25 protein-coding genes are annotated in these 24389 nt (G+C 68.7%); 7 read left to right on the forward strand and 18 right to left on the reverse strand.

All coding sequences use genetic code 11. From position 1 onward, the window contains the following. Positions 1-77 precede the first annotated feature (77 nt). The 7 genes from LDL21_RS25655 to LDL21_RS25685 are packed head-to-tail and all read right to left on the reverse strand — an operon-like array spanning position 78 to position 6237. A complete protein-coding gene (locus LDL21_RS25655; RefSeq protein WP_067641464.1) occupies positions 78-293 on the reverse strand; it encodes a phosphopantetheine-binding protein in 216 nt (71 codons plus the stop codon). A gap of 2 nt (positions 294-295) precedes the next feature. After that, positions 296-1135: a siderophore-interacting protein gene (locus LDL21_RS25660; protein ID WP_225282084.1), complete on the reverse strand. Its 840-nt coding sequence runs from the start codon at positions 1133-1135 to the stop codon at positions 296-298. Beyond that, a complete protein-coding gene (gene entS, locus LDL21_RS25665; protein ID WP_225282085.1) occupies positions 1119-2351 on the reverse strand; it encodes an enterobactin transporter EntS in 1233 nt (410 codons plus the stop codon). Before entS ends, LDL21_RS25660 begins: the two co-directional genes overlap by 17 nt. Continuing rightward, complete coding sequence (locus tag LDL21_RS25670) at positions 2348-3343, reverse strand: ABC transporter substrate-binding protein (protein ID WP_225282086.1); 996 nt, start codon at positions 3341-3343, stop codon at positions 2348-2350. Before LDL21_RS25670 ends, entS begins: the two co-directional genes overlap by 4 nt. A 22-nt stretch (positions 3344-3365) precedes the next feature. Further along, positions 3366-4178, reverse strand: a complete 813-nt coding sequence (locus LDL21_RS25675) for an ABC transporter ATP-binding protein (RefSeq protein ID WP_181697518.1) — start codon at positions 4176-4178, stop codon at positions 3366-3368. A gap of 8 nt (positions 4179-4186) precedes the next feature. Continuing rightward, a complete protein-coding gene (locus tag LDL21_RS25680; protein ID WP_181697517.1) occupies positions 4187-5242 on the reverse strand; it encodes a FecCD family ABC transporter permease in 1056 nt (351 codons plus the stop codon). After that, positions 5239-6237, reverse strand: coding sequence for an iron chelate uptake ABC transporter family permease subunit (locus LDL21_RS25685; protein ID WP_225282087.1), 999 nt, complete (start codon positions 6235-6237; stop codon positions 5239-5241). Before LDL21_RS25685 ends, LDL21_RS25680 begins: the two co-directional genes overlap by 4 nt. Positions 6238-6423: 186 nt before the next feature. Here LDL21_RS25685 and LDL21_RS25690 point away from each other — a divergent pair, with 186 nt between their 5' ends. Together LDL21_RS25690 and LDL21_RS25695 are read left to right on the forward strand one after the other, a co-directional pair. Then, on the forward strand, positions 6424-7053 hold the full coding sequence (locus tag LDL21_RS25690; RefSeq protein WP_225282088.1) for an MspA family porin: 630 nt from the start codon (positions 6424-6426) through the stop codon (positions 7051-7053). 34 nt (positions 7054-7087) lie between these two features. Next, positions 7088-7753 carry an MspA family porin gene (locus LDL21_RS25695; RefSeq protein WP_225282089.1) on the forward strand — a complete coding sequence of 222 codons (666 nt, stop codon included), beginning with the start codon at positions 7088-7090 and terminating at the stop codon, positions 7751-7753. A 47-nt stretch (positions 7754-7800) separates the two neighbouring features. On the opposite strand, the gene LDL21_RS25700 is transcribed toward LDL21_RS25695, so the two are convergent. Further along, entirely contained in the window at positions 7801-9366 is a 1566-nt protein-coding gene (locus LDL21_RS25700; protein WP_225282090.1) for an MFS transporter, read from the reverse strand. Between the two features lie 118 nt (positions 9367-9484). Here LDL21_RS25700 and LDL21_RS30100 point away from each other — a divergent pair, with 118 nt between their 5' ends. After that, on the forward strand, positions 9485-10612 hold the full coding sequence (locus tag LDL21_RS30100) for a DUF5925 domain-containing protein (protein ID WP_225282091.1): 1128 nt from the start codon (positions 9485-9487) through the stop codon (positions 10610-10612). 9 nt (positions 10613-10621) lie between these two features. On the opposite strand, the gene LDL21_RS25710 is transcribed toward LDL21_RS30100, so the two are convergent. Both LDL21_RS25710 and LDL21_RS25715 read right to left on the reverse strand, forming a co-directional pair. Continuing rightward, entirely contained in the window at positions 10622-11902 is a 1281-nt protein-coding gene (locus LDL21_RS25710; RefSeq protein ID WP_225282092.1) for an MFS transporter, read from the reverse strand. Between the two features lie 108 nt (positions 11903-12010). After that, positions 12011-12853, reverse strand: coding sequence for an NAD(P)H-binding protein (locus tag LDL21_RS25715; RefSeq protein WP_225282093.1), 843 nt, complete (start codon positions 12851-12853; stop codon positions 12011-12013). A gap of 81 nt (positions 12854-12934) precedes the next feature. On the opposite strand from LDL21_RS25715, the gene LDL21_RS25720 reads away from it, so the two are divergent. Beyond that, complete coding sequence (locus tag LDL21_RS25720; protein WP_225282094.1) at positions 12935-13885, forward strand: AraC family transcriptional regulator; 951 nt, start codon at positions 12935-12937, stop codon at positions 13883-13885. 22 nt (positions 13886-13907) lie between these two features. Next, on the forward strand, positions 13908-14324 hold the full coding sequence (locus tag LDL21_RS25725; RefSeq protein ID WP_181697510.1) for an acyl-CoA thioesterase: 417 nt from the start codon (positions 13908-13910) through the stop codon (positions 14322-14324). Positions 14325-14329: 5 nt separating this feature from the next. Here the strand turns inward: LDL21_RS25725 and LDL21_RS25730 are convergent, their stop codons facing one another. From LDL21_RS25730 to pdhA, 5 genes are all read right to left on the reverse strand, one after another. Continuing rightward, complete coding sequence (locus LDL21_RS25730) at positions 14330-15133, reverse strand: SDR family oxidoreductase (RefSeq protein ID WP_225282095.1); 804 nt, start codon at positions 15131-15133, stop codon at positions 14330-14332. 51 nt (positions 15134-15184) lie between these two features. Continuing rightward, positions 15185-16543, reverse strand: a complete 1359-nt coding sequence (locus tag LDL21_RS25735; RefSeq protein ID WP_225282096.1) for a uracil-xanthine permease family protein — start codon at positions 16541-16543, stop codon at positions 15185-15187. A gap of 108 nt (positions 16544-16651) precedes the next feature. Continuing rightward, a complete protein-coding gene (locus LDL21_RS25740) occupies positions 16652-17959 on the reverse strand; it encodes a dihydrolipoamide acetyltransferase family protein (protein ID WP_225282097.1) in 1308 nt (435 codons plus the stop codon). Between the two features lie 17 nt (positions 17960-17976). Further along, positions 17977-18951, reverse strand: coding sequence for an alpha-ketoacid dehydrogenase subunit beta (locus tag LDL21_RS25745; protein WP_225282098.1), 975 nt, complete (start codon positions 18949-18951; stop codon positions 17977-17979). Beyond that, positions 18948-20030: a pyruvate dehydrogenase (acetyl-transferring) E1 component subunit alpha gene (pdhA, locus tag LDL21_RS25750; protein ID WP_225282099.1), complete on the reverse strand. Its 1083-nt coding sequence runs from the start codon at positions 20028-20030 to the stop codon at positions 18948-18950. The genes LDL21_RS25745 and pdhA overlap by 4 nt, the downstream gene beginning before the upstream one ends. 171 nt (positions 20031-20201) lie before the next feature. Here pdhA and LDL21_RS25755 point away from each other — a divergent pair, with 171 nt between their 5' ends. After that, the gene (locus LDL21_RS25755; RefSeq protein ID WP_225282100.1) at positions 20202-20693 is read left to right on the forward strand and encodes an Lrp/AsnC family transcriptional regulator; all 492 of its coding nucleotides are present in this window, start codon (positions 20202-20204) and stop codon (positions 20691-20693) included. 113 nt (positions 20694-20806) lie between these two features. On the opposite strand, the gene LDL21_RS25760 is transcribed toward LDL21_RS25755, so the two are convergent. Beyond that, positions 20807-22012: a benzoate/H(+) symporter BenE family transporter gene (locus tag LDL21_RS25760; RefSeq protein WP_181697504.1), complete on the reverse strand. Its 1206-nt coding sequence runs from the start codon at positions 22010-22012 to the stop codon at positions 20807-20809. Positions 22013-22263: 251 nt separating this feature from the next. Between LDL21_RS25760 and LDL21_RS25765 the strand changes: the two genes are divergently transcribed. Then, on the forward strand, positions 22264-23082 hold the full coding sequence (locus LDL21_RS25765; RefSeq protein ID WP_372462226.1) for a sulfurtransferase: 819 nt from the start codon (positions 22264-22266) through the stop codon (positions 23080-23082). Positions 23083-23097: 15 nt separating this feature from the next. Here the strand turns inward: LDL21_RS25765 and LDL21_RS25770 are convergent, their stop codons facing one another. Then, complete coding sequence (locus LDL21_RS25770; protein ID WP_225282101.1) at positions 23098-23781, reverse strand: HNH endonuclease family protein; 684 nt, start codon at positions 23779-23781, stop codon at positions 23098-23100. 51 nt (positions 23782-23832) lie between these two features. Then, entirely contained in the window at positions 23833-24195 is a 363-nt protein-coding gene (locus LDL21_RS25775; protein WP_067490527.1) for a hypothetical protein, read from the reverse strand. Between the last annotated feature and the right edge of the window lie 194 nt (positions 24196-24389).

Here is a 24389-nt window from a genome sequence, read left to right on the forward strand (position 1 = left end):
GGGGGGCGCCCGCGCTCACCCCCCACGGGGGGGGGGGGGGGGGGGGGGGCCCCCCCGGGGCCCCCCCCCCCCGCTGCTCACGCCAGCAGTTCGATCCACGACCCGAGTACGGGTTCGCCCGCGAGCGTGGGAAAGTCGATATCCGCATGACCAGCCGACCGCCATTTCTCCACCAGCGACATGATGCGCACCGAATCGAGTCCGGCGTCGAGCAGATCGGTCTCGGCGCTCAGTTCGGTCGCCTCGACTCCCAGTACGGTGGCCACATCGGCGATCACCTGTTCGTCGGTCATGGTCATTCCTCTCGATCGAAGTCGGCGACGCCGCGCTTCCAGTAGCCGGCGATGAGCGAGTCCTTGGGACCGATGCCCAGGTCGTCGCGGATGATCTTGCGGACACCACGCAGGCACCCGGCCTCCCCGGCGACCCAGGCGAAAACCCGGTGTCCGGCAGCGACTTTCACCTCGCGGACAGCCTGCTCGAGGATGTCGCTCGTGCCGGGCGCCGCGTCACCCCGGTGCAGCCAGCGCACGGTCACGCCCGCGGGCGGGTCGAGGGGGATCTCCTCGGCGGGCCCGGCGACCTCGATGAATGCCCAACCGGTGGTGTCGCGCGGCATGCGCTCGAGCCAGCGGGCGATGGCGGGCAGCGCGGTGATGTCACCGGCGAGCAGATAGTCGTCGTAGGTCTCCGGGATGACGACGCCACCGGGCGGACCCGCGATGTGGACCTTGGTGCCCGGGGTCACCGCGGTGGCCCAGTCCGAGGCGAGACCGCCGGGGTGGATGACGAAATCGATGTCGAGTTCGCCGTCCTCGACGCTGTGGCGGCGCACCGTGTACTCGCGCGAGATCGGTCGCGGGTTGCCCCACTCGAGCATCGTGCCGTCGAGCTTCGGCAGCCGCAGCACGCCGTCTTCGCCCGGGAAGATCAGGCGCACATGCTCGTCCGGCACATAGCTGTGGAACTTCGCGATGTCCGGGCCGCCGAAGGTGATCCGCAGCAGTGCCGCGCCAACGGGCACGACCCGCAACACCTCCACTTCCTGCAGGCCGATCGGGTACGGCACCTTGGCGTAGTGGTCCCCGGCGAGCACCTCGGCGATGTTCGCGGCGTAGTCACTGCGATCCTTCACCGTTTTCCTTTCTGTGCAGTGGCCCGGCGACGAGCGCCATCAGGCCGGTGAGTACCAGGACGGCGACGCCGTAGAACACGAGCGCGCGTCCGGGTTCGAAGGTCTGGCCGACGAATCCGGCCACCATGGAGCCGACCGCGGTGCCGGCGACGGACTGCACCATCAGCAGGCCCGACATCCGTCCGCGCATGTGGTCGGGCGCGGCCTGCTGCAGCATCGTGTAACGCAGCACCATGTTCACGGCTCTGGCCAGGCCGAATCCGGCCAGCCCGAGAAACACCAGCGCGGCGTGCGACCACAGTCCGGCCGCGATCACGCCGATCGGCATCAGTCCGAGCGAGATCAGCAGCGCCCGACCGGTGTGCGCGCGCCCCATCCAGCCGCTGGTCAGCGTGCCGAGCACCGCACCGGCGCCGGGTGCCGCGTAGAGCAGGCCGAGGGTGCCCGGCCCCGCGTCGAGTTCGACATCGGCGAAGGCGGGCAGCAGCACCAGCGGGCCGCTGACGAGCATCCCGATCAGCCCGGTGAGCAGAATGAGCCGGATGGACTCGTGCCGCACCGCGAACGCGATACCCGCCACCAGCTCACGGACCGGGTTCTCCAAATCGCGTTGCGGTGGCGGCGACGGGCCGATGGCGGTGATCAGCCCGACGGTCGCGGTGGTCGCGAGGGCGCAGAGGAAATAGGCCGTGGCCACACCGGTTTTCGCGACGAGCAGGCCGGCGAACGCCGGGGTGATCATGGTGCCGAGGTCGGTGGTCAGCGAGACCAGAGCACCCGCGGCCGCGACTTTTTCACGTCCGACGAGCACCGGGACCATGGCCATCAGCGCCGAACCGCTCACCCCGCCCGCGAGACCGTCGACGACCGCCGCGAGATAGATGGCGGACAGGAACGGCTCGGGCAGTACGGCATTCACCCCGAGGATCAGGAAGCCGATACCGGCCGCGCTGCGCGACCACTGGATCACTGTCCGGCGGTCGTACCGGTCGGCGACCACCCCGCCCGCGAGACTGCCCGCGAACAGGGCGACCGCGGTGGTGGTGGCGACCCCGGCCACCTGCACACTCGATCCGGTCAGCTGATAGATCTGCAGCGGCAGGGCGACCATGAGCAACCCGATGCCGAGTACCGACACCAGCCGCGCCGCGAACGCGCACCGGAAGGGGCGCGACGCCCGCAGCGGGCTGAGGTCGATGAGCAGTCCCGACGTCACCGGAAACGTTCCACGAGCAGATCGAGTGTCGCCATGACGGTGCGGTAGTCCGGACGCGAGCTGGTGGCGGGGAGTTCGAAGACCTTGCCCGCCTCGAACGACGGCAGCGAGGCGTAGAGCGGATCGGCGCGCAGCTCTTCGAGCGAACGTCCGCCGCTGAGCGGGATGGTGAACAGCACCGGCGCGTCGATCACCGTGCTGAGCAGCTCCGGGCTGAAGCTGATGAAGTCGGCGCTCTGCTCCTTGGCGGGGTTTCCGGCCTTGGCCTCCACCTGCGTGTCCAGCGTGAAACCGACTTCGGCGAGCAGCGCGGGCAGCGCGGCGGTCGGCACGAAGACCGTCGGCTTCTGACTCTTGATCGACTGGAACACCGTCGTCGCGCCGACGGGCGGCTTGATCTTGCTCTTGGCCTCGGACAGCTTGGCCTGGTAGTTCGCGATCAAGGTGTCGACATTGGCCGGCTTGTTCACGGTCTCGGCGATGAACCGCAGCTGGTCCTGCCAGTTGGTTGTCTCGGTCGGCATCAGCACGGTCGGGGCGATGGCGCTGAGCTGGTCGTAGGCATTCACCGACTGCTGGCCGGGGTAGCCCTGGCCACCGCCGATGATCAGATCGGGACGCTGGGCGGCGATGAACTCGAGGTTGATGTTGTCACCGGACGGAACGGCCTGTGTCCCTTGTGCCTTGGCGTCATCGGCCCAGCCGGTCGGGAACTCGCCCGGCTTGGTCGGCACACCGAGCAGGCGCGGGTCGGCCGCGACGACGGGCGCCTCGAGGTCGTAGAGGTAACCGGCCAGGTTGCCGTTGAGCACGACGATGCGCTGCGGATCGGCGGGCACCTTGATGGGGCCCTTCGCGGACGGCACCTCGCGTGGGCCGGAATCGGCGGAGTTCGACGACGAGTCACCGCACCCGGCGAGCACCGCGACCAGCGCGAGAACCGGGACGACGAGGGCGGCGCGAAGCCGGCCCGGGGAACGGTTGGTGAACATGGACGGGGTTTTCCTCATTTCTTCAGTGCACCGGTGCGGCGTTCTCGGCCAGCGGAATCACCAGCGGCGTCCCGGTTTCCGGGTCGTCGACGATGCGGCAGCGCAGCGAGAACACCTCGTGGACCAGGTCCGCGGTGACGATGTCGGCGGGGGTGCCGGTGGCGACGATCCGCCCGTCGCGCATGGCGATCAGGTGGTCGGCGTAGCGGAAGGCGTGATTGAGGTCGTGCAGTACGGCGACGACGGTGCGTTCCGATTCGCGGTTGAGCGCGCGGCACAGGTCGAGCAGCTGGATCTGGTAGGCGATGTCGAGAAAGGTGGTCGGCTCGTCGAGCAGGATGATTGGCGTCTGCTGGGCGAGCACCATCGAGATCCAGACCCGTTGCCGTTGACCGCCCGACAGTTCGTCGACCGGGCGGGCCGACAGCTCGGCGACGCCGGTGGCCGCCATCGCCGCCGCCACCGCCTCCTCGTCGGCCTTGGACCACTGCCGCAGCAGCGTCTGGTGCGGATAGCGGCCGCGCGCGACGAGGTCGGCCACCCGGATGCCGTCGGGTGCGGTGGAGGTCTGGGGGAGCAGGCCGATCTGACGAGCCAGCTCCTTGGCCGGATAGTCCGTCACCGGCTTGCCGTCGAGCAGCACCTTCCCGGATTCCGGGGCGAGCAGGCGGGCGAGCGCGCGCAGCAGGGTGGACTTGCCGCAGGCGTTCGGGCCGATGATCACGGTGAACTTGCCGTCCGGGATGTCTACGCAGAGTTGGTCGCTGATCGTTCGGCCCTTGTACCCGAGGCGGACCTGGTCGGCGCGCAACCGCGCGGCGTGAGTGTCGTTCATGTCGCTTCCTATTTCCGTCGCGCTTCGGCGACGAGCAGATACGCCAGGTACAGGCCGCCGATCGAACCGGTGACGATGCCGACCGGGATGGTGGTCGGGGCGAAGGCGTGCTGGGCGATCCAGTCGCAGGTGACCAGCAGGGTCGCGCCCATCACCGCCGCCGGAACCAGCGCGATCGACGGGGTGCGGGTGAGCTTGCGCGCCAGATGCGGTGCCGCAAGGGCGACGAAGGCGATCGGCCCGGCCACAGCCGTTGCCAGCGAGGTGAATCCGACGCTGAGCGCGATCAGCCAGCCGGTGGCCTTGCCCGCGTCGAGCCCGAGGGCGCGGGCGGTGTCGTCGCCGAGTTCGAGGATCTGCAGACGCGGCGCGGCCGGGATCAGGGCCACCGCCAGCACGGCGAGCACGATCATGGTCGGCGCGACCTGCGGCCACGACAACCCGTTGAGCGAACCCGCACCCCAGGCCGCGGCCGACATCGCCGCGTCGAGGTCGGCCCGCATGATCAGCCAGGTGTTGACCGACGCGAGCATCGCGCTCACGCCGATACCGACGATGATCAGGCGGAACCCGGTCACGTTGTGCCGGAAGGCGAGCAGGTGGATGACCAGCGCGGCGCCGAGGCCACCGACCATCGCGCCCGCCGCAGTCTGGAAACTCCCGCCGCCGAGGGTCAGGATCACCAGGAGCGCGCCGGTGTAGGCGCCGGTGCTGAACCCGATGATGTCGGGGCTGCCGAGGGGATTGCGGGTGACCGACTGCAGGATCGCGCCACTCACACCGAGCGCCGCGCCGAGGGCGAGCGCCAGCAGAATGCGCGGCAGCCGCCAATCGAAAACCACCAGCCGATCGAAGCGTTCGTCACCGATGAACAGCGCGCGGAGCACACGCGGCGCCGGGATCTCGAAATCGCCGCTACCCAGGGCGAATACCGCGGTCGCCAGGGCAATGGCCAGCAGGATCGCGCACACCACAAGCGTGCGCACACCGATCCTCGCCGTGAGACCCGTGCGCCCGGGGCGCACCACCAGCATGGTGCGACCGAAATCGATCTTCGTGCTCATGCCGCGGCCCCCACTCGTGAACGGCGCGCCAGCCAGATCAGCATCGGCGCGCCGAGGAACGCCGTGACCAGCCCCGCGGGCACCTCGTCCGGGCGAATGATGATGCGGCCCAGCACATCCGCCGTGAGGACGAGCAGCGGCGCCAGCACCAGCGAGTACGCGAAGATCCAGCGCTGATCGGGACCGACCAGCCAGCGGGCGATGTGCGGAACCGCGAGACCGACGAAGGCGATCGGACCGACCGCAGCCGTCGCGGTACCGCACAACAGCACCAATGCCAGCGCGGTGAGCAGCCGCGTGCGGTTGACGTGCACGCCGAGCGACCGGGCCAGATCGTCACCGAGGGCAACGGCATTGAGCGACCGCGCGCAGACGGCGGCGATCAGCAGCCCGACCACGATGAACGGTGCGGCGCCCGCGATGATGTCGAATCCGCGCCCGGTGAGCGAACCGGCGTCCCAGCGGCGCATCTCGTCGAAAGCCTTGGGGTCGAGCAGGATCAGGCCGCGCGTGAGCCCGCCGAGTACGGCGGTGGCGGCCACTCCGGCCAGCGTGAGCCGGATCGGGTCGGTACCGGTGTGCCCCGCGGTACCGAGCCGGTACACGACCACCGACACCAGCGCGGCTCCGGCGAAGCCGAACCAGACGTAAGACGTGATCTCCTCCACACCGAGCAACCCGACGGCGACCGTGATCGCGAAGGCGGCACCGGCATTCACGCCGAGCAGTCCCGGGTCGGCCAGCGGGTTACGGGTGAGTCCCTGCATCAGGCAGCCCGCGACGCCGAGTGCCAGCCCGGCGAGTAGCCCGAGAACCGTTCGCGGCAGCCGGTATTCGATGACGGTGACGTGGTCGGGCGTGGTCGCGGCGCTGGTCAGCGCCTGCCAGACCTCGCCGACCGGAATCGATTTCGTGCCGACCAGCAGGCTCAGCAGACAGGCCGCGGTCAGCAGCGCCACCGTCAGCAACCAGCCGAACCAGCGCGGACTTCTCATCAGGGATCTCTCTCATATGGAACCGTGTCACGAGGAGGGTAGCTCATGTTTAGGTGAGCCTAGGCTTATTCAAAGTTAGCTAGGGCAAGGTCTTGATAGGTGAGCCTAACCTGTCTACAGTCCGAGCTGTTCAAGATCGGTGCGAATCGGTCACAACAGTTGATGAGGACATCCACGATGCGAAAAATGCTTGCGGCCACTGCGCTGGCCACGGCCGCGCTGGCCGTTGTCGGCGGAACGGCGAGTGCGGACACCTTCGTTCCGCTGCCCGACGGCGAGAAGGCCGGCCCCGGTGTGTTGATCAAGCGGGTTGCGGAAAGCGCCCTGATCTCGCCGTCCATGGCGGCCAACGGCGCAGGCCGCGTGGCGTGGGTGAGCGGAACCGTGCTGGCCGAGGTGGCCGAGACCCCGAAGGGTGAGCCCCGCCCGTTCGTCGGCGGCAACGGCGCGCCCGGCACCAACAACTCCTCCACGCACGGTTCTTCGCGCGTGAGCACCGGCTACATCGTCGGCTGCCAGGTGAGCATCGCCGACGACGCGATCTCGGCGGGTGTCTCCGGCGGCATCAACACCAGCGGCGTGAACGCGGGTGCCTCCATCGGCGTCAAGCTCGGCCCCGGCGAGGTGAAGTTCATCGGCATCGAGGGCTTCGACATCGTCGAGAAGGGCAACTACCACATCAGCTACAAGGACGTGGAGCTGCAGATCCAGGGCTGCGCCGGTTACGCGCAGGCCCGCGCCTACACCGTCGTGGAGATCATCGGCGACAACTACTCCAAGACCTCCCTCTACGGTGCCCCGTTCAGCATCGGCTGACCTGTCGCCCTTCTCGACGAATAGGAACAACTCCATGACCATCTTCACGAAGGCCGGTGCCCGTCTGGCCGGCGCCGCCGCGGCCACGACTGTCGCGCTCGGCCTCTTCTCCACCGGCGCCGCCAACGCCGACACCTTCATCCCGCTGCCGGGCGGAGAGCTCACCCAGACCCTGCCCGACGGCACCGCGGTGACCATCCGTCTGGTCGGCGAATCGGTGAACATCAGCCCCTCCATGGGCGCGACTCCCTTGCATCGCAATGTCTGGGCCTCCGGCCGGGCCGAGGTGCAGGTCCACGCCGAGCACAAGGGCGTCAAGATCTCCCCCGGATACGTCGTCGGCTGCCAGGTCGACATCTCCGGCGGCAACGCCACCGGTGGTGCCAACGGCGCGGTGAACAACTCGGGCAACGGCAGCGGCGGCGTGACCTCCGGTGGCAACCTGACCCTCGGCCCCGGCCAGGCGTCGACCTTCTGGCTGCTCCAGGTCGAGGGCCCCGATGCCTACGGCGAGGAGAGCTACGTGCCCGCCATCAAGTTCTTCGGCCAGGAAGGTTCGGTCACCTGGGCCGACTCGACCCTCGGCCTCTCGGGCTGCGCCGGCTACGCCCAGGCGCGTGCCTTCGTCTCCGTCGAGGTGACCACCCAGTTCGGTCGCTCGGAGCTGCGCCTGTGGGGCCAGCCGTTCAGCCTCGGCTGATGCCACGGGCCCCGCGGGGAGCTGCGCGCTCCCGGCGGGGCCCCGGCTCATTTCTGCTCGTCGGCACGCTCGTTCGGTGCCGGAACGTGGCGAAGCAGGACGACGACCAGGCCGGCCGCGATCGCGGTGAGTCCGATACCGACGATCGAGTTCACTTGCAGTGCATGGGTATACGCCTGCCGTGCCGTCGTGGTGAGCTCGGCGCCGAGGGCTTCGGGCAGCATCGAGGCGACGTGCAGCGCTCCGGCGAGGGTGTCCTCGGCGGTGTGCGCGAGCTCGGCGGGCAGGCCATCCGGTAGTTCACCGGCCATCTGCCCGCGATAGACCGCGGTGCCGATGCTGCCGATCACCGCGACCCCGAGCGCGGTCGACAGTTCCTGCCCCGTCTCCGAGATCGCGGACGCGGCACCGGCGCGTGCCGGGTCGACCGCGCCGACGATCAGGTCGAGGCCGAGCACGAACATCGGGCTCAGACCGAGTGCGAACACCACCATGCCGGTGACGATCAAGCCGAGATCGTCACCGCCCGCGAGCTGGGTGAAGATCGCGTAGCCGAACATCGCGATCACCAGCCCGCCCGTCATCAGATACGCGGGACGTATCCGAGGCGCGAGGGCGCTCACCGCACCGGCCGCGAACACCATGGCCACCGCCTGCGGCACCGTCCACAGCCCGGCCTCGAACGCCGAAAGCCCGAGCACCAGTTGCAGATACTGCGCGAGCAGCAGGAACAGGCCGCCCATGGCGAGCATGGCAACCATCAGCGCCGCGAGCGAACCGCTGAACCGGACATTGCCGAACAGTCGCAGATCGATCAGCGGGTCGGTGAGTCGTTGCTGTCGCAGCACGAACACGGTGCCGAGCACCAGCGCACCGACCAGGACGGCGACGGGTTCCACGGCCAGTCCGTCCTTGGCCAGTTCCTTGATGCCGTAGATGACACCCATCACCGACACCAGCGACAGCACGGCGCTGAGAATGTCGGGCTTGCCCGGGTTCGGATCCTTGTACTCGGGCAGCAGGAACGGTCCGGCCGCAAGCAGCAGCACCATCGCGGGAACGGCGACCAGGAACACCGAACCCCACCAGAAGTTCTCCAGCATGGCCCCGCCGACCAGTGGTCCGACCACCATGCCGACCATGAAACTGGTCATCCACACACTGATCGCGGTGGTCCGCTGGCGGTCGTCGTGGAACATATTGCGGATCAAGGCCAGGGTCGAGGGCATCAGCGTCGCACCTGCGATGCCGAGCAGCGCGCGCGTGCCGATGAGCATGTTCGCGCTGGTCGAATAGGCCGCGATCACCGAGGCGGCGCCGAAGGCCAGCGCGCCGATCATCAACAGCCTGCGCCTGCCGATCCGGTCGCCGAGAGTGCCCATCGTGATGAGGAAGCCCGCGACGAGGAAGCCGTAGATGTCCAGGATCCACAACAGCTGTGAACTGCTCGGCTGCAATGCCTCGCTGATGTGGGGGATCGCCAGGTAGAGCACGCTCATGTCCATCGAGATGAGCAGGGTGGGCAGGGCCAGGACCGCCAACCCGATCCACTCCTTGACCCCTGCGGTCGGAGTGGGTTCGTCGACCGGCCGGGGGCTCTGGGTGGAAGTCACATCGCCGACGTTACCGACGGATCGAGAACACGTGCCAGCGATTTTCCGGGCCCGGTGACCCAGCGCACAGCCGGAAGTCGTTGGACATTCCGGGTCCGCGACCACGATCATTGGCGCGGTGTCCACACCTATCGACCAGCTCCGGGATCCGTCGCGGGAGACGGGCGAGCCGTTTCCGTGGTCGGCGGCCATCGATTCGACCTATTCCACCCGCGACGCCATCGACGCGCTCGCACTCGCCCCGTTCCTGCGCGGCGAGCAGCCCTTCGCCCGGCAGGCGCACCTCGACCGGGTCCATCCCGACGCGCCGTTGCGACCCGAGGGGTCGACGATCCTGCGCTCGGTCTTCGACGACGACAGCAGTGCGATGCTGGCTGCCGGGGCAGGCTGGTCGCTGCGGGCGGTGCGCTGGGCGGGTGGCTCGGCGACGATCGAGGTGACCGCCGCAAGCGATGAGCTCGCTGTCGAGGTACTCGCGCGCGCCACCGAGGGCGCTGCCCAGGCTCGCGACACCGCGTCGACGGTGGAAATGGGCTTCTGGCACATGGATGTGCGGCGGCCCGCGCGCAGACGCAGGCAGATCGTCGCGCCCGCGTGGCCGGAGATCCGCGGCAACTACACCGCGCCGGTATCGGCCGCGTTCGACCGGCTGATGAGCCTGGGTACCGACGACATCCGCGGCAGGCTCGTGCTGCTGCACGGCGAGCCGGGCACCGGGAAGACCACCGCCCTGCGGGCGCTCGCGCGGGCGTGGGCGCCGTGGTGCCAGGTCGACTGCGTGGTCGATCCGGAGGAACTGTTCAGCAATCCCGGCTATCTGATGGAGGTGGCCGCGGGTGCCGACGGTGACGACGAGGACGGTCGCTGGCGGTTGCTGGTGCTCGAGGACTGCGACGAGCTGATTCGCGGCGAAGCCAAAGAAGCGGCGGGACAGAAGCTTTCGCGGCTGCTGAACCTCACCGACGGCATGCTCGGTTCGGGACGCAAGGTGCTCTTCGCGATCACGACCAACGAGGACCTGTCCCGCCTGCACCCGGCGGTCGTGCGGCCCGGGCGGTGTCTCGCGCAGCTCGAGGTGGGCAGGCTCTCGCCCGAGGAGGCGACGCAGTGGCTCGTCGGCCAGGACCATGCCTCCGCCGCATTCCCCGACGGCGCCACGCTCGCGGAGTTGGTGGCCCATCGTGACGGTGGAATTCAGATCCGCTCGACGGTCGAGCGAACGACCGAGGTCGGTATGTACCTGTAGGACTCGCACTCAGCGATGGACGACGGAGGCCGCCCCCGCGCAGGCGAGGGTGAGGACGAGGGGAACGATCAGCGCCGCGGTGAGCGGGATGATCGCGGTGAGCCAGCCGATCACCGCCGGGCCCGCGAGCAAGCCGAGGTAGCCGATGGTGAAGACGCGCGACATCTCGGTGGCCGCTTTCGGTCCGCCCAGATTGCCTGCTGCCGTGAAGATCTGGGGCACACCACCCGCGAGCCCGAGACCGCACATCGCCCAGCCGACCAGGGAAAGCGGCAGCCAGGGTGAGAGGATCACGACCGCGAAACCGGCCGCGCACAACAGGCTTCCGTAGCGCAGCAGCGCCACCGGTCCGATCGCCCCGCTCACCCGGTCGGCCAGGAAACGGCCGATGGTCATCGTCGCGGAAAACGCGCCGAACGCCAGCGCGGCGTCACCCTCGGACACATCGAGGTGTTCGCGGACTTGCAGCGCGCTCCAATCGGCGGCCACGCCTTCGGCCAGCAGCAGTACGAAGGCGATCAGCCCGAGCCACAACACTTTCCGGTTCCGGTGCGATTGCCGCTCTGCGTCGTTCAGGCTCGAGTCCTCGTCTCGGGCCCGCTGCTCCCGGGCTTGCGGGCTGCTGGACGATCCGGGGGCGCCGGTGATCTCGGGCGGTGTCGGTGGGAGGTCTGCGGCGGGACGTGTGTCGTAGTGCTCGGGGTGGGAAGCGGGCTCGCGGTGGTGGGAGAGGAGATGGGGGACAAGGGCTGCGGTGGTGGCCAAGCCGAGAAGGCCGGCGGCGGTGAGCGTTATCTCGGGGGCGATGCCCGCGCGCTGGGTGGCGGCACCGATGATCGAGCCGACGAAACCGCCCGCCGAGAACATGGCATGGAAGGCCGACATGATCGGGCGGCCGTAGCCGCGTTCGACGAGCACCGCCTGGGCATTCATCGATACGTCGAGCGCCCCGTTGCCGAAACCGAAGCAGGCCAGCGCGATCGCCAGGCTCACCGGCCCGGTCGCCAGGCCCGGCCCGACGATCGTCACCGAGATCGCCGACGCGGCCAGCGCCACCAACGTCCGGCTGCCGAGCCGGTCGGCGGTGGGGCCGGCCAGCCGCATCCCGATCAGCGCCGTCCCGGCGAGCAACAAGACGAACATGCCGAGCGTCGACGCCGACACCTCGGTCCGGTCGGTGATCGCCGGAATATGCACCACCCACATCGCGAGGAGCACCCCGTTCAGCGTGAAAGCGCCGAACACCGCCCCCCTGGCCGACCGCAGCCGACGATCAATCGCTGGCGTCACCCCATCGACGCTACCGGCCACCCGCGAGACCCTCCCCGAATTCAAGATCACCACGCTCTGGTGGCGGCATTTCGCGGCACCGGAGCGTGGTGATCAATCGTCCAGGATCTACTGCGGAGTCCAGACTCCGGTGGCGGCGGTCTGCTTGGCGTATTCGGTGAAGTCGCGGGGTGCACGGCCGAGGGCGCGCTGGACTCCGTCGGCGGTGGCCGAGTTGCGGCCGTCGAGGATGGTGCCGAACAGATAGTCGAGCAAGCCGACCACGTCCTCGGGGAGCTCGTATCCGCGCAGAGCCGCAACGAATTCCGGCCGACCGATCGGGATGAAGGCGATCTCGCGGTCCGCGGCCTCGGCGATCTCGGTGACCGCTTCGGCGAAGGTGAGCGCCCGCGGGCCCGTGAGCTCGTAGATCTCGCCGACGTGCCGGGGATCGGTGAGAGCGGCGACGGTGACCTCGGCGATATCGTCGGCGTGCACGAACGGTTCGGGCACATCACCGTTGGGCAACGCGACAGCACCTGCGAGCACATCGCCGAGGAAGGCGCCTTCGCTGAAGTTCTGGGCGAAGAAGCTGCAGCGCACAACGGTCCAGGCCAGGCCGGACTCACGAACGGCCGCTTCGCATTCCAGCGCTTCGGGCTCGCCGCGGCCGGACAGCAACACCACCGATCCGACGCCGGCCGCGCGGGCGGCGGCGGTGAAGGCGCGGATCGTGTCCGGTGCACCGGGGACGGCGAGGTCGGGCTGGAAGGCGAGGTAGATCGCGGTGACCCCGGCCAGGGCGGGACCCCAGGTGTCGCTGTCGGTCCAGTCGAAGGGGATCTCGGCGGACCGCGAACCGCGGCGCACCGGGTGACCCGCCGCGTCCAGGAGGGCGGCGACGCGGCTGCCGGTCTTGCCGTTGGCGCCGGTGACGAGGAAAAGAGGCTGGTGAGCAGCGGTGTTTGTCATGAGATAAGTACACCGGTGCCGGGCCTGCGTCACCATCGTCGGAACGCTCGCCGACATGCGCGGTCGTCTACTGTGAAAGATGTGGATGCGTTAGCCGGTCTGCTCGAGGGCCCACGTGCACGCGGTGCGTTTCTGATGTGCTCGCTGCTCAACCCGCCGTGGTCGCTGCGGGTCCAGGATCAGGCGCCGTTGACGGTGCTGGCCATGATTCGCGGAAAAGGCTGGGTGAGTACCGAATCCGGTTCGCCCCAACAGGTCGGCGCCGGTGATGTGGTGATCTTCCGTGGGCCGCAACCGTATACGGTGTCCGACGATCCGGCGACGGAGCCGCAGATCGTCGTGCAGCCCGGGCAGGTGACGACTACGCCCGACGGTGAAATCCTCTGCGAGACATTGACTCTCGGTGTTCGGCAGTGGGGTACCGACCCAGGTGGGGAGACCCTGATGGTCACCGGGACCTACGAGTCCGCCGGTGCCGTGAGCACCCGGTTGCTGCGCGCCCTGCCACAGGTCGCGGTCCTACCGCATGGCGACCTGGATTCCCGGCTGCTCGACCTGCTCGTCGACGAGGCGACCAGGGACCGCCCCGCCCAGGGCGCCGTCCTCGACCGCCTGCTCGACCTGCTGCTCATCGCCGCCCTGCGTGCCTGGTTCGCCCGCGACGACGCACCCGCCTGGTACCACGCCTACAGCGACCCGCTGGTCGGCAAGGCGCTGCGGCTGCTGCAACACAACCCGGCGCATCCGTGGACCGTGGTCGCGCTGGCCGACGCGGTCGGCATGTCGCGGGCCGCGCTGGCCCGCCGGTTCACCGAACTGGTCGGCGAACCGCCCATGACATTCCTGACCGAATGGCGTTTGTCGCTGGCCGCCGACCTGCTCGCCGAGACCGATTCGACCGTGGAATCCATCGCCCGCCAGGTCGGCTACGGCAGTGCGTTCGCCCTGAGTACCGCCTTCAAACGGCACTTCGGAGTGAGTCCGCGTGACCACCGGCAGGGTGGGGGAGCGGCTTTGTCGTCGTCGGCCTGAACCGGGCTGGCATCATGACGGCATGGATTACCCCGTGCTGTGGCCGATGCCGACCCGCTGGGCCGACAACGACCAGTACGGTCACGTCAACAACGTGACCTACTACTCCTACTTCGACACCGCGGTCAATGCCTGGCTCATGCGGGCCACCGGCACCGACATCACGGCGCTGCCGGCGCTCGGTGTGGTCGCCCAGACCTCGTGCCGGTTCCACGGCTCGGTCAGCTTCCCCGACCAGCTGCAGGTGGGGTTGCGTATCTCCCGCCTCGGCAAGTCGAGCATCACCTACGACCTGGCGATCTTCCGGGAAATCGACGGTGGTCTCGAGCTGGCGGCCACCGGCGATTTCGTGCACGTCTACGTCGACAACGAAACACGCAAGCCGGTGCCGATTCCCGACGTGGTGCGTACGGCCGCCGCGGAACTCGTGACCGAGTAACAGTCCTACCCGCGCAGTGCTTCCTGGAAACGGCGCATGCCCGCGATCCATCGGTCGTAGTCGGCGCCCTTGTTGCGATACATCTGCAGCACCTCCGGGTGCGGCAGGATCAGGAAGTGTTCGGCGGCCATCGCCTCGATGACGGTCTCGGCGACGTCCTCGGTCGACAGCACCGCGCCCGCGGTCTTCACCGCCTTGATCGCGAAGGCCGCCGCGTCGGGGTTCTCCGGGATGAGGTCGCCGCTGAGCAGCCGGGTGTCCACGCCCATCGGACACAGGCAGCTCACGCGAACGCCCTTGTCGCCGTAGGTGATCGACAGCCACTCGGCGAACGCGACCGCCGCGTGCTTGGTCACCGAGTACGGTGCCGAACCCAGCTGGGTGAGCAGACCCGCCGCCGACGCCGTCGAGACGAAGTAGCCTTCGCCCCGTTCGACCCAACCCGGCACGAGCAGCTTCGCGGCCCGCACATGCGCCATCACATTCACATCGATCGCAGCGGCCCACTGGTCCTCGGTGCTGTCGAGGCCGGGCCCACCGCCGATTCCGGCATTCGCGAAATACAGGTCGACCGGGCCGAATTCACGTTCGGCGGTGGCGATGAGCTGCGCGACCACCTGTTCGTCGGCCACGTCACCACCGACTGCTATCGCCTTGTCGCCGAGTTCGGCGGCCACCTTCGCCGCGCTGTCACCGTCGAGATCGGCGACGACGACCCGTGCGTCACCGGCGACCAGACGGGCGGCGAGTGCGGCACCGATGCCCGCACCCGCGCCGGTGACGATCGCGACCTTGCCTGCTGTCTCCATGCTGGCACCATAACGGCGGTGCCGCCGGTCCCGCACCGGATCGCGAGCGGTTCAGGTGGCGGCCACCGGCTCGCGGACCGGTTCGACGGGTGCCTTCGCAGTGCGGGCAAGGGTGCCGAGGACAGTGTGGTTGAAGGCCAGGTTCAGCAGGAAGGCGGTGGCCGCGCCAAGGGTGACACCGCTGTCCAGCAGGATCTGCGCCGAGGTGGGGAACTTGTCGAACATGTCCTTGGTGAAGACCGGCAGCAGACCGATGCCGATGGCCGTGGCCGCGATGGTGGCATTCACCCGGTCGGTGAGGTCGGCTTGCAGCAAGGTCTGCACACCGACCACGGCGACCGTCGCGAACAGGACCAGACCCACGCCGCCGACCACCGGTTTCGGGATCACCGCCACTACTTCACCGAAGCGGGGGACGAGGCCGAGCAGCACCAGGATCGCCCCGCTCACCGCGGTCACGTACCGGCTGTAGATCCTTGTCGTCGAGACCGCGCCGACGTTCTGGTTGAAGATCGTGTCGATGAACGCGGTGAAGATGCCGCCGAGCACACCGGACAGGCCGTCGCCGACCAGGCCGCGCGCGAGATCACCTCGGCCGAGCGGTTTTCCGGTGATCTCGCTGATCGCCAGCATGCTCGCGGTCGACTCCGCGAACACCACCGCCATCACGATGCTCATCGCCACCACGGCGGTCACCGGGAACTGCGGTGACCCGAAGTGGAAGGGTTGCGGAATGCCGATCCAGTCGGCGGCACCGACGCCCGCCGTCGAAATCAGCCCCATCGGCAGCGCGATCACGATGCCCGCGACCAGCGCGATGAGCACACCCAGCTGTGACCACACGCCACGACCGAGACACACGAAACCGACCGCGATCAGCACCACCACCGCCGCCAACCCGATACTGGACGGCGACGCGAAGCTCGGCGCCTTCGGATCGTTGCCGATGATCAGGCCACCGGCCACCCCGATCAGTGACACACCCACCACGGTCAGCACGGTCCCGGTGACCAGCGGCGGAAAGAAGCGCACCACCCGCGCGAACGGCCACGCCAGCGCCACACCGACCACGCCACCGATCAGCATCGACCCGTACACCGCGTCGAGTCCGTACTCCTTCGCGATCAGAATCATCGGATTGAGCCCGACGAAGGTGGCACCACACACGATCGGCAGCCTCGCCCCGGCCAGCTTGCCGACCCCGAGACTCTGCACCAGGGTGATCACCCCGGCCACCAGCAGATCGGCACTGATCAACAACCCGATCGTCGCCCGATCCAACCCCGCCGCCGCCCCGAAAACCAGCGGCACGGTGATACACCCGGTGTACATGATCAGGACGTGCTGCAGGCCGAAAGCCAGTTGCCGACCCAACGGCAACCGGGTGTCGACAGGATGTGCCTCGCTCATACACAGGTTGTAGCCCCCGATTTTTACAGCGGGAGCGCACCGTGTTTCGCCTGCGTTGCGGGACTCGTATATTCCCCGATCCGCTCAGGTGGGGGCGGTTCGGCCAGGTCAGACGCGGCTGAGGAGGGTCAGGGGGTCCTCGAGGAAGGTCGCGGTGGTGGCGAGGAAGCGGGCGCCGAGTTCGCCGTCGATCATGCGGTGGTCGAAGCTGAGGCCGAGGGTGGTTGTCCAGCGGACGGCTAGTTCGTCGCGGAAAACCCAGGGGCGCTTGCGGATCGAGCCGACGCAGAGGATGGCGGCTTCGCCGGGGTTGACCAGCGGGACGCCCGTGTCGACGCCGAAGACGCCGACGTTGGTGATGGTGAAGGTGCCGCCGAGGAGGTCGGCGGGAGTGGCGTTGCCCGAGCGGGCGGTGTCGGCGGCCCAGCTGATCTCGCGGCACAGTTCGCGCAGGCTCAGGGTTTGCGCGTCTTTGAGGTTCGGGACGAGCAACCCTCGATCGGAGGCGACCGCGATGCCCAGGTTCACGTAGTGCTTGGTGACGATCTGCTGATTCTGCTCGTCCCATGCGGCATTGATGCCGGGGTGTTCGGCGATGGCGGCCAGAGCGGCACGCGCGACCAGGGCCAGCGGGGTGAGGGTGAGTCCTTCGAACGACTTCGTGGTGCGCAGGTGGTCGAGCAGTTCCATCGATGCCGTGCAGTCGACGGTGACGAATGTGCTCGCCTGCGGAATGGTGCGGGCGCTGGCCAGCATCGCGGCGGCGGTGCGCTTGCGGATTCCGGTGACGGGCGTGCGTTCCTCGCGGGCCCTGGACTCGATGAGCCCCGCGTCGTGCCCGTTCTGCTGGGCGACAGCGGCGAGCTCGGCCCCGGGCTTGGCCCGCGGTCCGGTGACCGGCACGGCCGAGCGCACGTCCTCGACGGTGACCGCGCCCTCAGGTCCCGAACCCGCGACGTACCACAGGTCTATCCCGAGCTCCTTGGCCAGTTTCCGGGCCGCGGGCGTGGCAGCGGCCCGGTGCGTGCTCGGCGTAGTGGACGCCATCGACGGTGTGGGCTTGCGGCGTCGCGAGGTGGCTTCGGCCTCGGGCCCGTACCCGACCAGCACGTCCCTTCGATCCTCGGCGGTGGGCGGGTCGGTGACCTCGAGGTCGTTGCGCACCCGGATCAGCGGGGCGCCCACCGGCACCGTATCGCCGGGCGAGGCAAGCAATTCGACGACCGTTCCGGAGAACGGCGACGGCAGCGCGACCACCGCCTTGGCGGTCTCCACCTCGGCGATGGTCTGGTTCAGTTCCACCGTGTCGCCCACGTCGACGGCCCATGACACCAGGTCGCCGTCGGCGAGGCCCTCACCCAGGTCGGGGAGACGGAATTCGAGCACGTGTCCGTCGTCGCCAGCTGGTTGCGGCACGGGCGCACCTTTCGTCGTCATGCGGCTAGGCAGCGGTCGACCGCGGCGAGGATGCGGTCGGGATCAGGCAGATGGTGCTTTTCGAGCTTAGCCGGGGGGTAGGGGATGTCGTAGCCGCCTACGCGCAGCACGGGCGCCTCGAGGTGATAGAAGCAGCGCTCGGTGATCCGTGCCGCGATCTCGGCACCGAGCCCGGCGAATACCGGCGCCTCGTGCACGATCACCAGCCGTCCGGTCTTGTCGACGGATTCGGCGATGGTGTCGACATCCAGTGGCGACAGGCCGCGCAGATCGATCACCTCGATCGAGTTGCCTTCCTCACCAGCGATTTTCGCGGCCGTGAGCGCGGTGGCGACGGTGTCGCCGTAGGCGAGGACGGTGGCATCGGTGCCCTCGGTGAGCACACGGGCCTTGTGCAGTGGCAGGTCGGGTTCGCTGTGGAAGTCCACGTCGGCCTTGTCCCAGTACCGGCGCTTCGGCTCGAAGAAGACCACCGGATCGTCGAGCGAAATGGCCTGCCGGAGCATGTGATAAGCGTCGGCAGGCGTACTGGGCGACACCACACGCAGACCGGCGGTATGCGCGAAATACACCTCCGGCGACTCCGAATGGTGTTCGACGGCACCGATACCGCCGCCGAACGGAATGCGGATCGTCAACGGCGCCTTCACCTTTCCACCCGTCCGGTAGTGGATCTTGGCGACCTGGGACACGATCTGATCGAACGCGGGGTAGACGAAACCGTCGAACTGGATCTCCACCACCGGTCGGTAGCCGCGCAATGCCATTCCGAAAGCCGTTCCCACGATGCCGGATTCGGCAAGGGGCGTATCGATGACGCGATTGTCGCCGAAATCCTTCTGGAGCGTGTCGGTCACCCGGAACACCCCGCCCAGCTTGCCGATGTCCTCGCCGAGCAACACCACCTTCGGCTCGTCTTCCATGGCGCGGCGCAGACCCGTGTTGAGAGCGGCGGCGAAGGTGGTGATCATGACTGCGCTCCTTCGGCGAGGTAGGCCGAGAACTGTTGTGCCTCTTCGGTGATCAGCGGGTGCTCGGTCGCGTAGACGTGATCGAACATGCGGAGTGGGTCTGGGTCGGGCATCTGCAGCGTCGCGGTGCGTACCCGGTCGACGACATCGTCGGCCGCGCGTGCGACCGAGCGGGCGAACTCGTCGTCGAGCAGGCCCTCGCGTTCCAGCAGCAGCCGCACCCGTTCGATCGGATCGCGACGCTCCCAGTATTCGATGTCGGCGGCGGTGCGATACCTGCTCGGGTCGTCGGCGGTGGTGTGCGGACCCATCCGGTAGGTGATCGCCTCGATGAAGGTGGGGCCGCCGCCGCTGCGGGCGCGTTCGACCGCCTGGCGGGTGACGGCGAGCACGGCCAGCACATCGTTGCCGTCCACCTGCACACCGGGAATGCCGTACCCGTCGGCCCGGCGTACCAGCGGCACATGACTCTGCACGGTGACCGGTTCGCTGATGGCCCACTGGTTGTTCTGGCAGAAGAACACCACCGGTGCGCTCCAGGTAGCGGCGAAGCCGAGCGCCTCGGCGATGTCGCCCTGGCTGGTCGCGCCGTCGCCGAAGTAGGTGATGGTGGCGATGTCGGCGCCGTCGAGGTGGGCGGCGTAGGCGTAACCGGTGGCGTGCAGACCCTGGGAACCGACGACGATATTGGCGTTGGTCATGTTCACCGCGTCGGGATCCCAGCAGTGGTGGGCAACTCCGCGCCACAGCCTCGTCAGCTGCTCGGGCGGTACGCCACGGCAATACGCCACCGCGGTCTCGCGGTACGAGCAGAAGATGTAGTCGTCGGGATGCAGTGCGTGCACCGAGCCGACCTGCGCGGCCTCCTGGCCGAGCATGGGTGGCCACAGGCCGAGCTGACCCTGGCGTTGCAGGGCGGTCGCCTCGAGATCGATCCGGCGGGTCACGACGAGGTCCCGGTAGAGGCCCCGCAATCGTTCGGCATCGATATCGGCGACCAGCGCGCCGTGCTCACGATCGAATACGCGACGTCCGTCCGGCTGGATCAACTGGACCGGGTAGGTCTGCTTCTCCGGCATCGAGATCGCCTCCTCTCCACCGCGCCTTGTGGGCCGATGCGGGTACGACTGATCGCTGAGTGCGATGTGTATCACACAGCATCCACGATACCGCCGCCTGCGCAAGTGAACGACACGTGACTGAGCAGAATGCACGTTGTGCTGGGGTGACGCACTGTCATACTGCGTTGTATGACCAGTCGCGAACCCGCCGTGACCCTCGACGCGACCGACGCGCGATTGCTGCGCGAACTGATCGTCAGCCCCCGGGCCACCGGGGTGGAACTGGCCGCCCGGCTCGGGCTGTCACGCAATACGGTGCAGGCGCGACTCGCGCGCTGGGACAGCGGTGGGGTGCTCGGCAGTTTCGAGCGCCGCGTGGAACCGCGTGCTCTCGGCTATCCGCTGGCAGCCTTCGTCGCGGTGGTCGTCGACCAGCACCGGCTGGATGCGGTGGTCGACGAGCTCGCCGACGTTCCCGAGGTCACCGAGGTCTGCGGCATGACCGGCGAAACCGACCTCACCGTCCGCATCGTGGCCCGCGACGCCGACGACCTCTACCGCATCGCGGGCGCCATCCTGAAGATCCCCGGCGTCGAACGCACGAACATGGCGCTCGTCATGCGCGAACTCGTCGGCCCACGCACCGCACCCCTCCTCGACCGCCTCGCCGACCCGGACTGAGGTCGACGGAACCTGCGGGTCAGGCTGTGGGGCCCGGATTCACCTGACCCGGACGGGAAGGCTCGGCGGAGCGCGCGGGTCAGGCCGTGAGGTCCGGATCGATCTCAGCGCACCTACTTCTGAGCTGGGAGTATGCGGCGGACGATGAGGCCGGCGAGCAGCGCCCAGAAGGCGCCGCCGATCCCGAGCAGGGTGGTGCCGGAGGCGGCCACCAGGAAGGTGACCAGGGCGGCGAGGCGGTCGCCCGGGTCGGTGAGGGCGGCGGAGAGGGACGCGGCGAGCGTGGCGAGCAGGGCCAGGCCCGCGACGGTTTCGAGGGTGCCCGCAGGGGCGGCGGCGATGAGGGTGACCAGGGCGGCGGAGGCCAGGCCGAGGACCAGATAGGAGGCGCCCGCGGTGGCCGCGGCGATCCAGCGGCGCTTCGGGTCCGGGCTCGCGCTCGGTGCGGCGGCGAGGGCGGCGCTGATGGCGGCGAGGTTGATGGCGTGACCGCCGGCAGGGGCGCCGAGGACGGTGCCGATGCCGGTGACGAGCATGGCCGGCCGCCACGGCACCTGGTAGTCGAAGGAGCGCATCACCGCCACACCGGGGATGTTCTGCGAGGCCATCGTCACGATGTAGAGCGGAACGGCGATACCGACGATCGCCTGCCAATGCCAGTGGGGTGCGGTCCATTCCAGTGTCGGAACCATGGCGGACAGGTCGAGGTGCCGGTCGGCGACCACGATGTCGATGCCGGTGCCCACAGCCGCCGTCGCGAAGGCCACGAGCACCGCCCACTTCGGTGCGTACCGCTGCAGCACCAGCCACACCACGATCACCGGAACCACCACGGCGGGCGAGGTACGCAATGCCTGCACCGGAGCCAGGCACAGCGGAACGAGCACGCCGGCGAGCATGGCCTGGGCGATCGGCACGGGAATCGCCGCGACCAGCGAACCGAGACGCTGCCACAGACCGGTGACGACGATCAGCACGCCCGTCACAGCGAACGCCGCGACCGCGCCCGGCCACCCACCAGCCACCAGGCCGGTGCTCACCAGCAGTGCCGCGCCGGGCGTCGACCAGGCAAGGGTGATCGGAATCCGGTACCGGAAACTCAGCAGCAGGATGCCGATGCCCTGCGTGAAACACAGCACGAGCAGCCCCGACGCCGCCTGCGCCGGACTCGCCCCCACCGCCCGCAACCCGCTCAGCACCACCGCGAAGGAGCTGGTGAACCCGACCAGCGCGGTCACCGCGCCCGCACCGAGCGGCTGACCTATCCCGGCCGGCTGCTCGGTGGCATCGGACGACGAACTGGTGGAGACCTGCGACATTCGGCAAATCCTGCCCGACGGGTCTGGGAGCGTCACCGGCCAGTAGCGCGAAACTGGCCTGATCCGGCCCGCGGTGCCGGCCGCTCGATCACCACGCTCCGGTGGCGTGCGGCTCTCGGTCGTTGCCGCCACCGGATCGTGGTGATCATCTGTCCAGTCTCCGTCCGATGTGTGGGGTGCCGTTTCGGGTGTGGGTGGGCGGGGAGTGCGTAGGGTGGCGGCGGGGGACGGACCGGGAGTGAGGAGTTGGCGTGGGTGCGGTGCTGATCTCGGCGGCCGAGCTTCGGGAGGAGCTGGCGGCGAACAAGATTCATCTGCTCGACGTGCGGTGGGCACTCGGGGATCCGGACGGTCCACAGCACTATCTCGACGGGCACATTCCGGGCGCGGTGTTCGTCGACCTGGAGACGGAACTGGCCGCCGCACCGTCACCGGCCCGCGGCAGGCACCCGTTGCCCGACCCCGGAACCTTCGAGAAGTGCGCCCGCAGCTGGGGGCTCGGCGCCGATGAGCCCGTGGTCGTCTACGACGCGACCGGTGGCATGGCGGCGGCCCGCGCGTGGTGGCTGTTGCGCTGGGCCGGTGTCGACAATGTGCGCATTCTCGACGGTGGGCTGCCCGCCTGGACCGCGTCCGGCGGGGAACTCGCGACCGGTGCCGAACCCGATCCGACCCCCGGTGACTTGGTCGTTCGCCCCGGCGCGCTGCCCGTGATCGATGCGGACGCCGCCGCGAAATGGTCGGGTGTCTTGCTCGATGCTCGCGCGGGCGAACGTTTCCGAGGCGAGGTGGAACCGGTCGATCCGCAGGCCGGTCATATCCCAGGCGCCGTCAGCGCGCCGACCGCCGAAAACCTCTACCCCACAGGGCATTTCCGCACCGCCGAGGAATTGCGCGAGCGCTTCGCCGAGTTCGGCGACGGACCGGTCGCGGTCTACTGCGGTTCCGGCGTCACCGCTGCGCACGAAATCGCCGCCCTCGCCGTCGCCGGGATCGACGCCGCCCTCTACCCGGGATCCTGGTCCCAGTGGTCCAACGACCCGAAGCGTCCGGTGGCGACGGGCGCCTGACAGCGGCGGCACCCATCAAGGACACGTGCGGGCGATGTCGTGGAGGGCGGCGTTGTCGGCGGCGGTGATCGGCAAGTCGTAGGCGATGGCGACGGTGAGGTACTTGGCGGCGTAGAAGCAGTGGTTGGGCCGGGCGGGTGGCAGCCATTCACCAGGCGTGTCGTCGCTTTTGGACTGATTAGTCGCCTTGCCGGTGGCCAGCAGGTTGACGGCGAGGTCGTTGGCGAAGCGCAGACGGCGTTCCGGTGGCCAGGCGTGTGCGCCCATGTCCCAGGCGGCGGCAAGCGGATAGACGTGGTCGATCTGGATGTCGCCGCCGTCGGACTTACGAAAAGCGATGTCGGTGCCGGTGTAAGGGTCGGTGAGCACGCCTTCCACCACCACGCAGCGCCCCCGGCGAACCACATCGCGCAGCTGCGCGGCCAGCACGTTGTTGCGGGTGTCGCAGCCGTCGTGACCGCCGGGTGCGTCGGTGTCGTCGGACCAGGCCGGACCGAACACACAACCCTGCCCGGCCTTGCAGCCGCGTTCGTACCCGCCGGGGTGCGGTCGCGCATCGATCACGCGCACCTGATCGAGCAGCGCGCTCACCTCTGCCCGCGTGGGACTACCCGGCGCGGGCGCGACCGGTTCGGGCGCCAGCACCCCGCAACCCGCGCACGCGAGCACCAGCACGACCAGCCACGCGAGTCTCCCCATGCACAGGTTGTAGCCGACCCCACCGACAACTTCGCCGACTTGCCTGTGCCACTACAACCAGGCGCGCGCCAGGATGTCGTCGGCCGCGAGCTCAGCGGCGTGTGGCGGGAACCGGGTGGCCGCGATCGAGGAGATGTGGGTGCCGTCGTGGCCGATCAACCACGAACCACCCCGGTCCTCGCACTCGGCGATCTTGGCGAAGACGGTGAGCAGGAAGGTGATGGAATCGCGCGGGTCGGCCGTGTGGGCCAGCCGCTGGGATTCACCGGGCCGGGACAGATCGATCCATACGCCGGACTGACCGTCCAGGCGCATGCCGACGATCTTCCCGGCATCGACGAACGTGAACTTGCGCCGCTCCCACGGGGTGGTGGGGGTGTAGCTCTGCTCGAGAACCTGGAGCAGAATCGTCATCGCTGCCCTCCGCACGCAGTCAAGGGGTTCATCGGCCGAGCCGGTTCGTGGCCGGTTCGCCTGGGTGGATATGCAGTTGTCGCCGGTGATCTTCCGGCCGTGACCAGGGAATATCCAAGTATGTTCCGTGGGAGCCCAGAAATCCAGAGCGATGGCGAAGCACACGGTGTCGGTGGCTGCTGCTTGGATGGCAA

It is taken from the genome of Nocardia rosealba (assembly GCF_020216065.1).
GTDB classification, from domain to species: Bacteria; Actinomycetota; Actinomycetes; order Mycobacteriales; family Mycobacteriaceae; genus Nocardia; species Nocardia rosealba.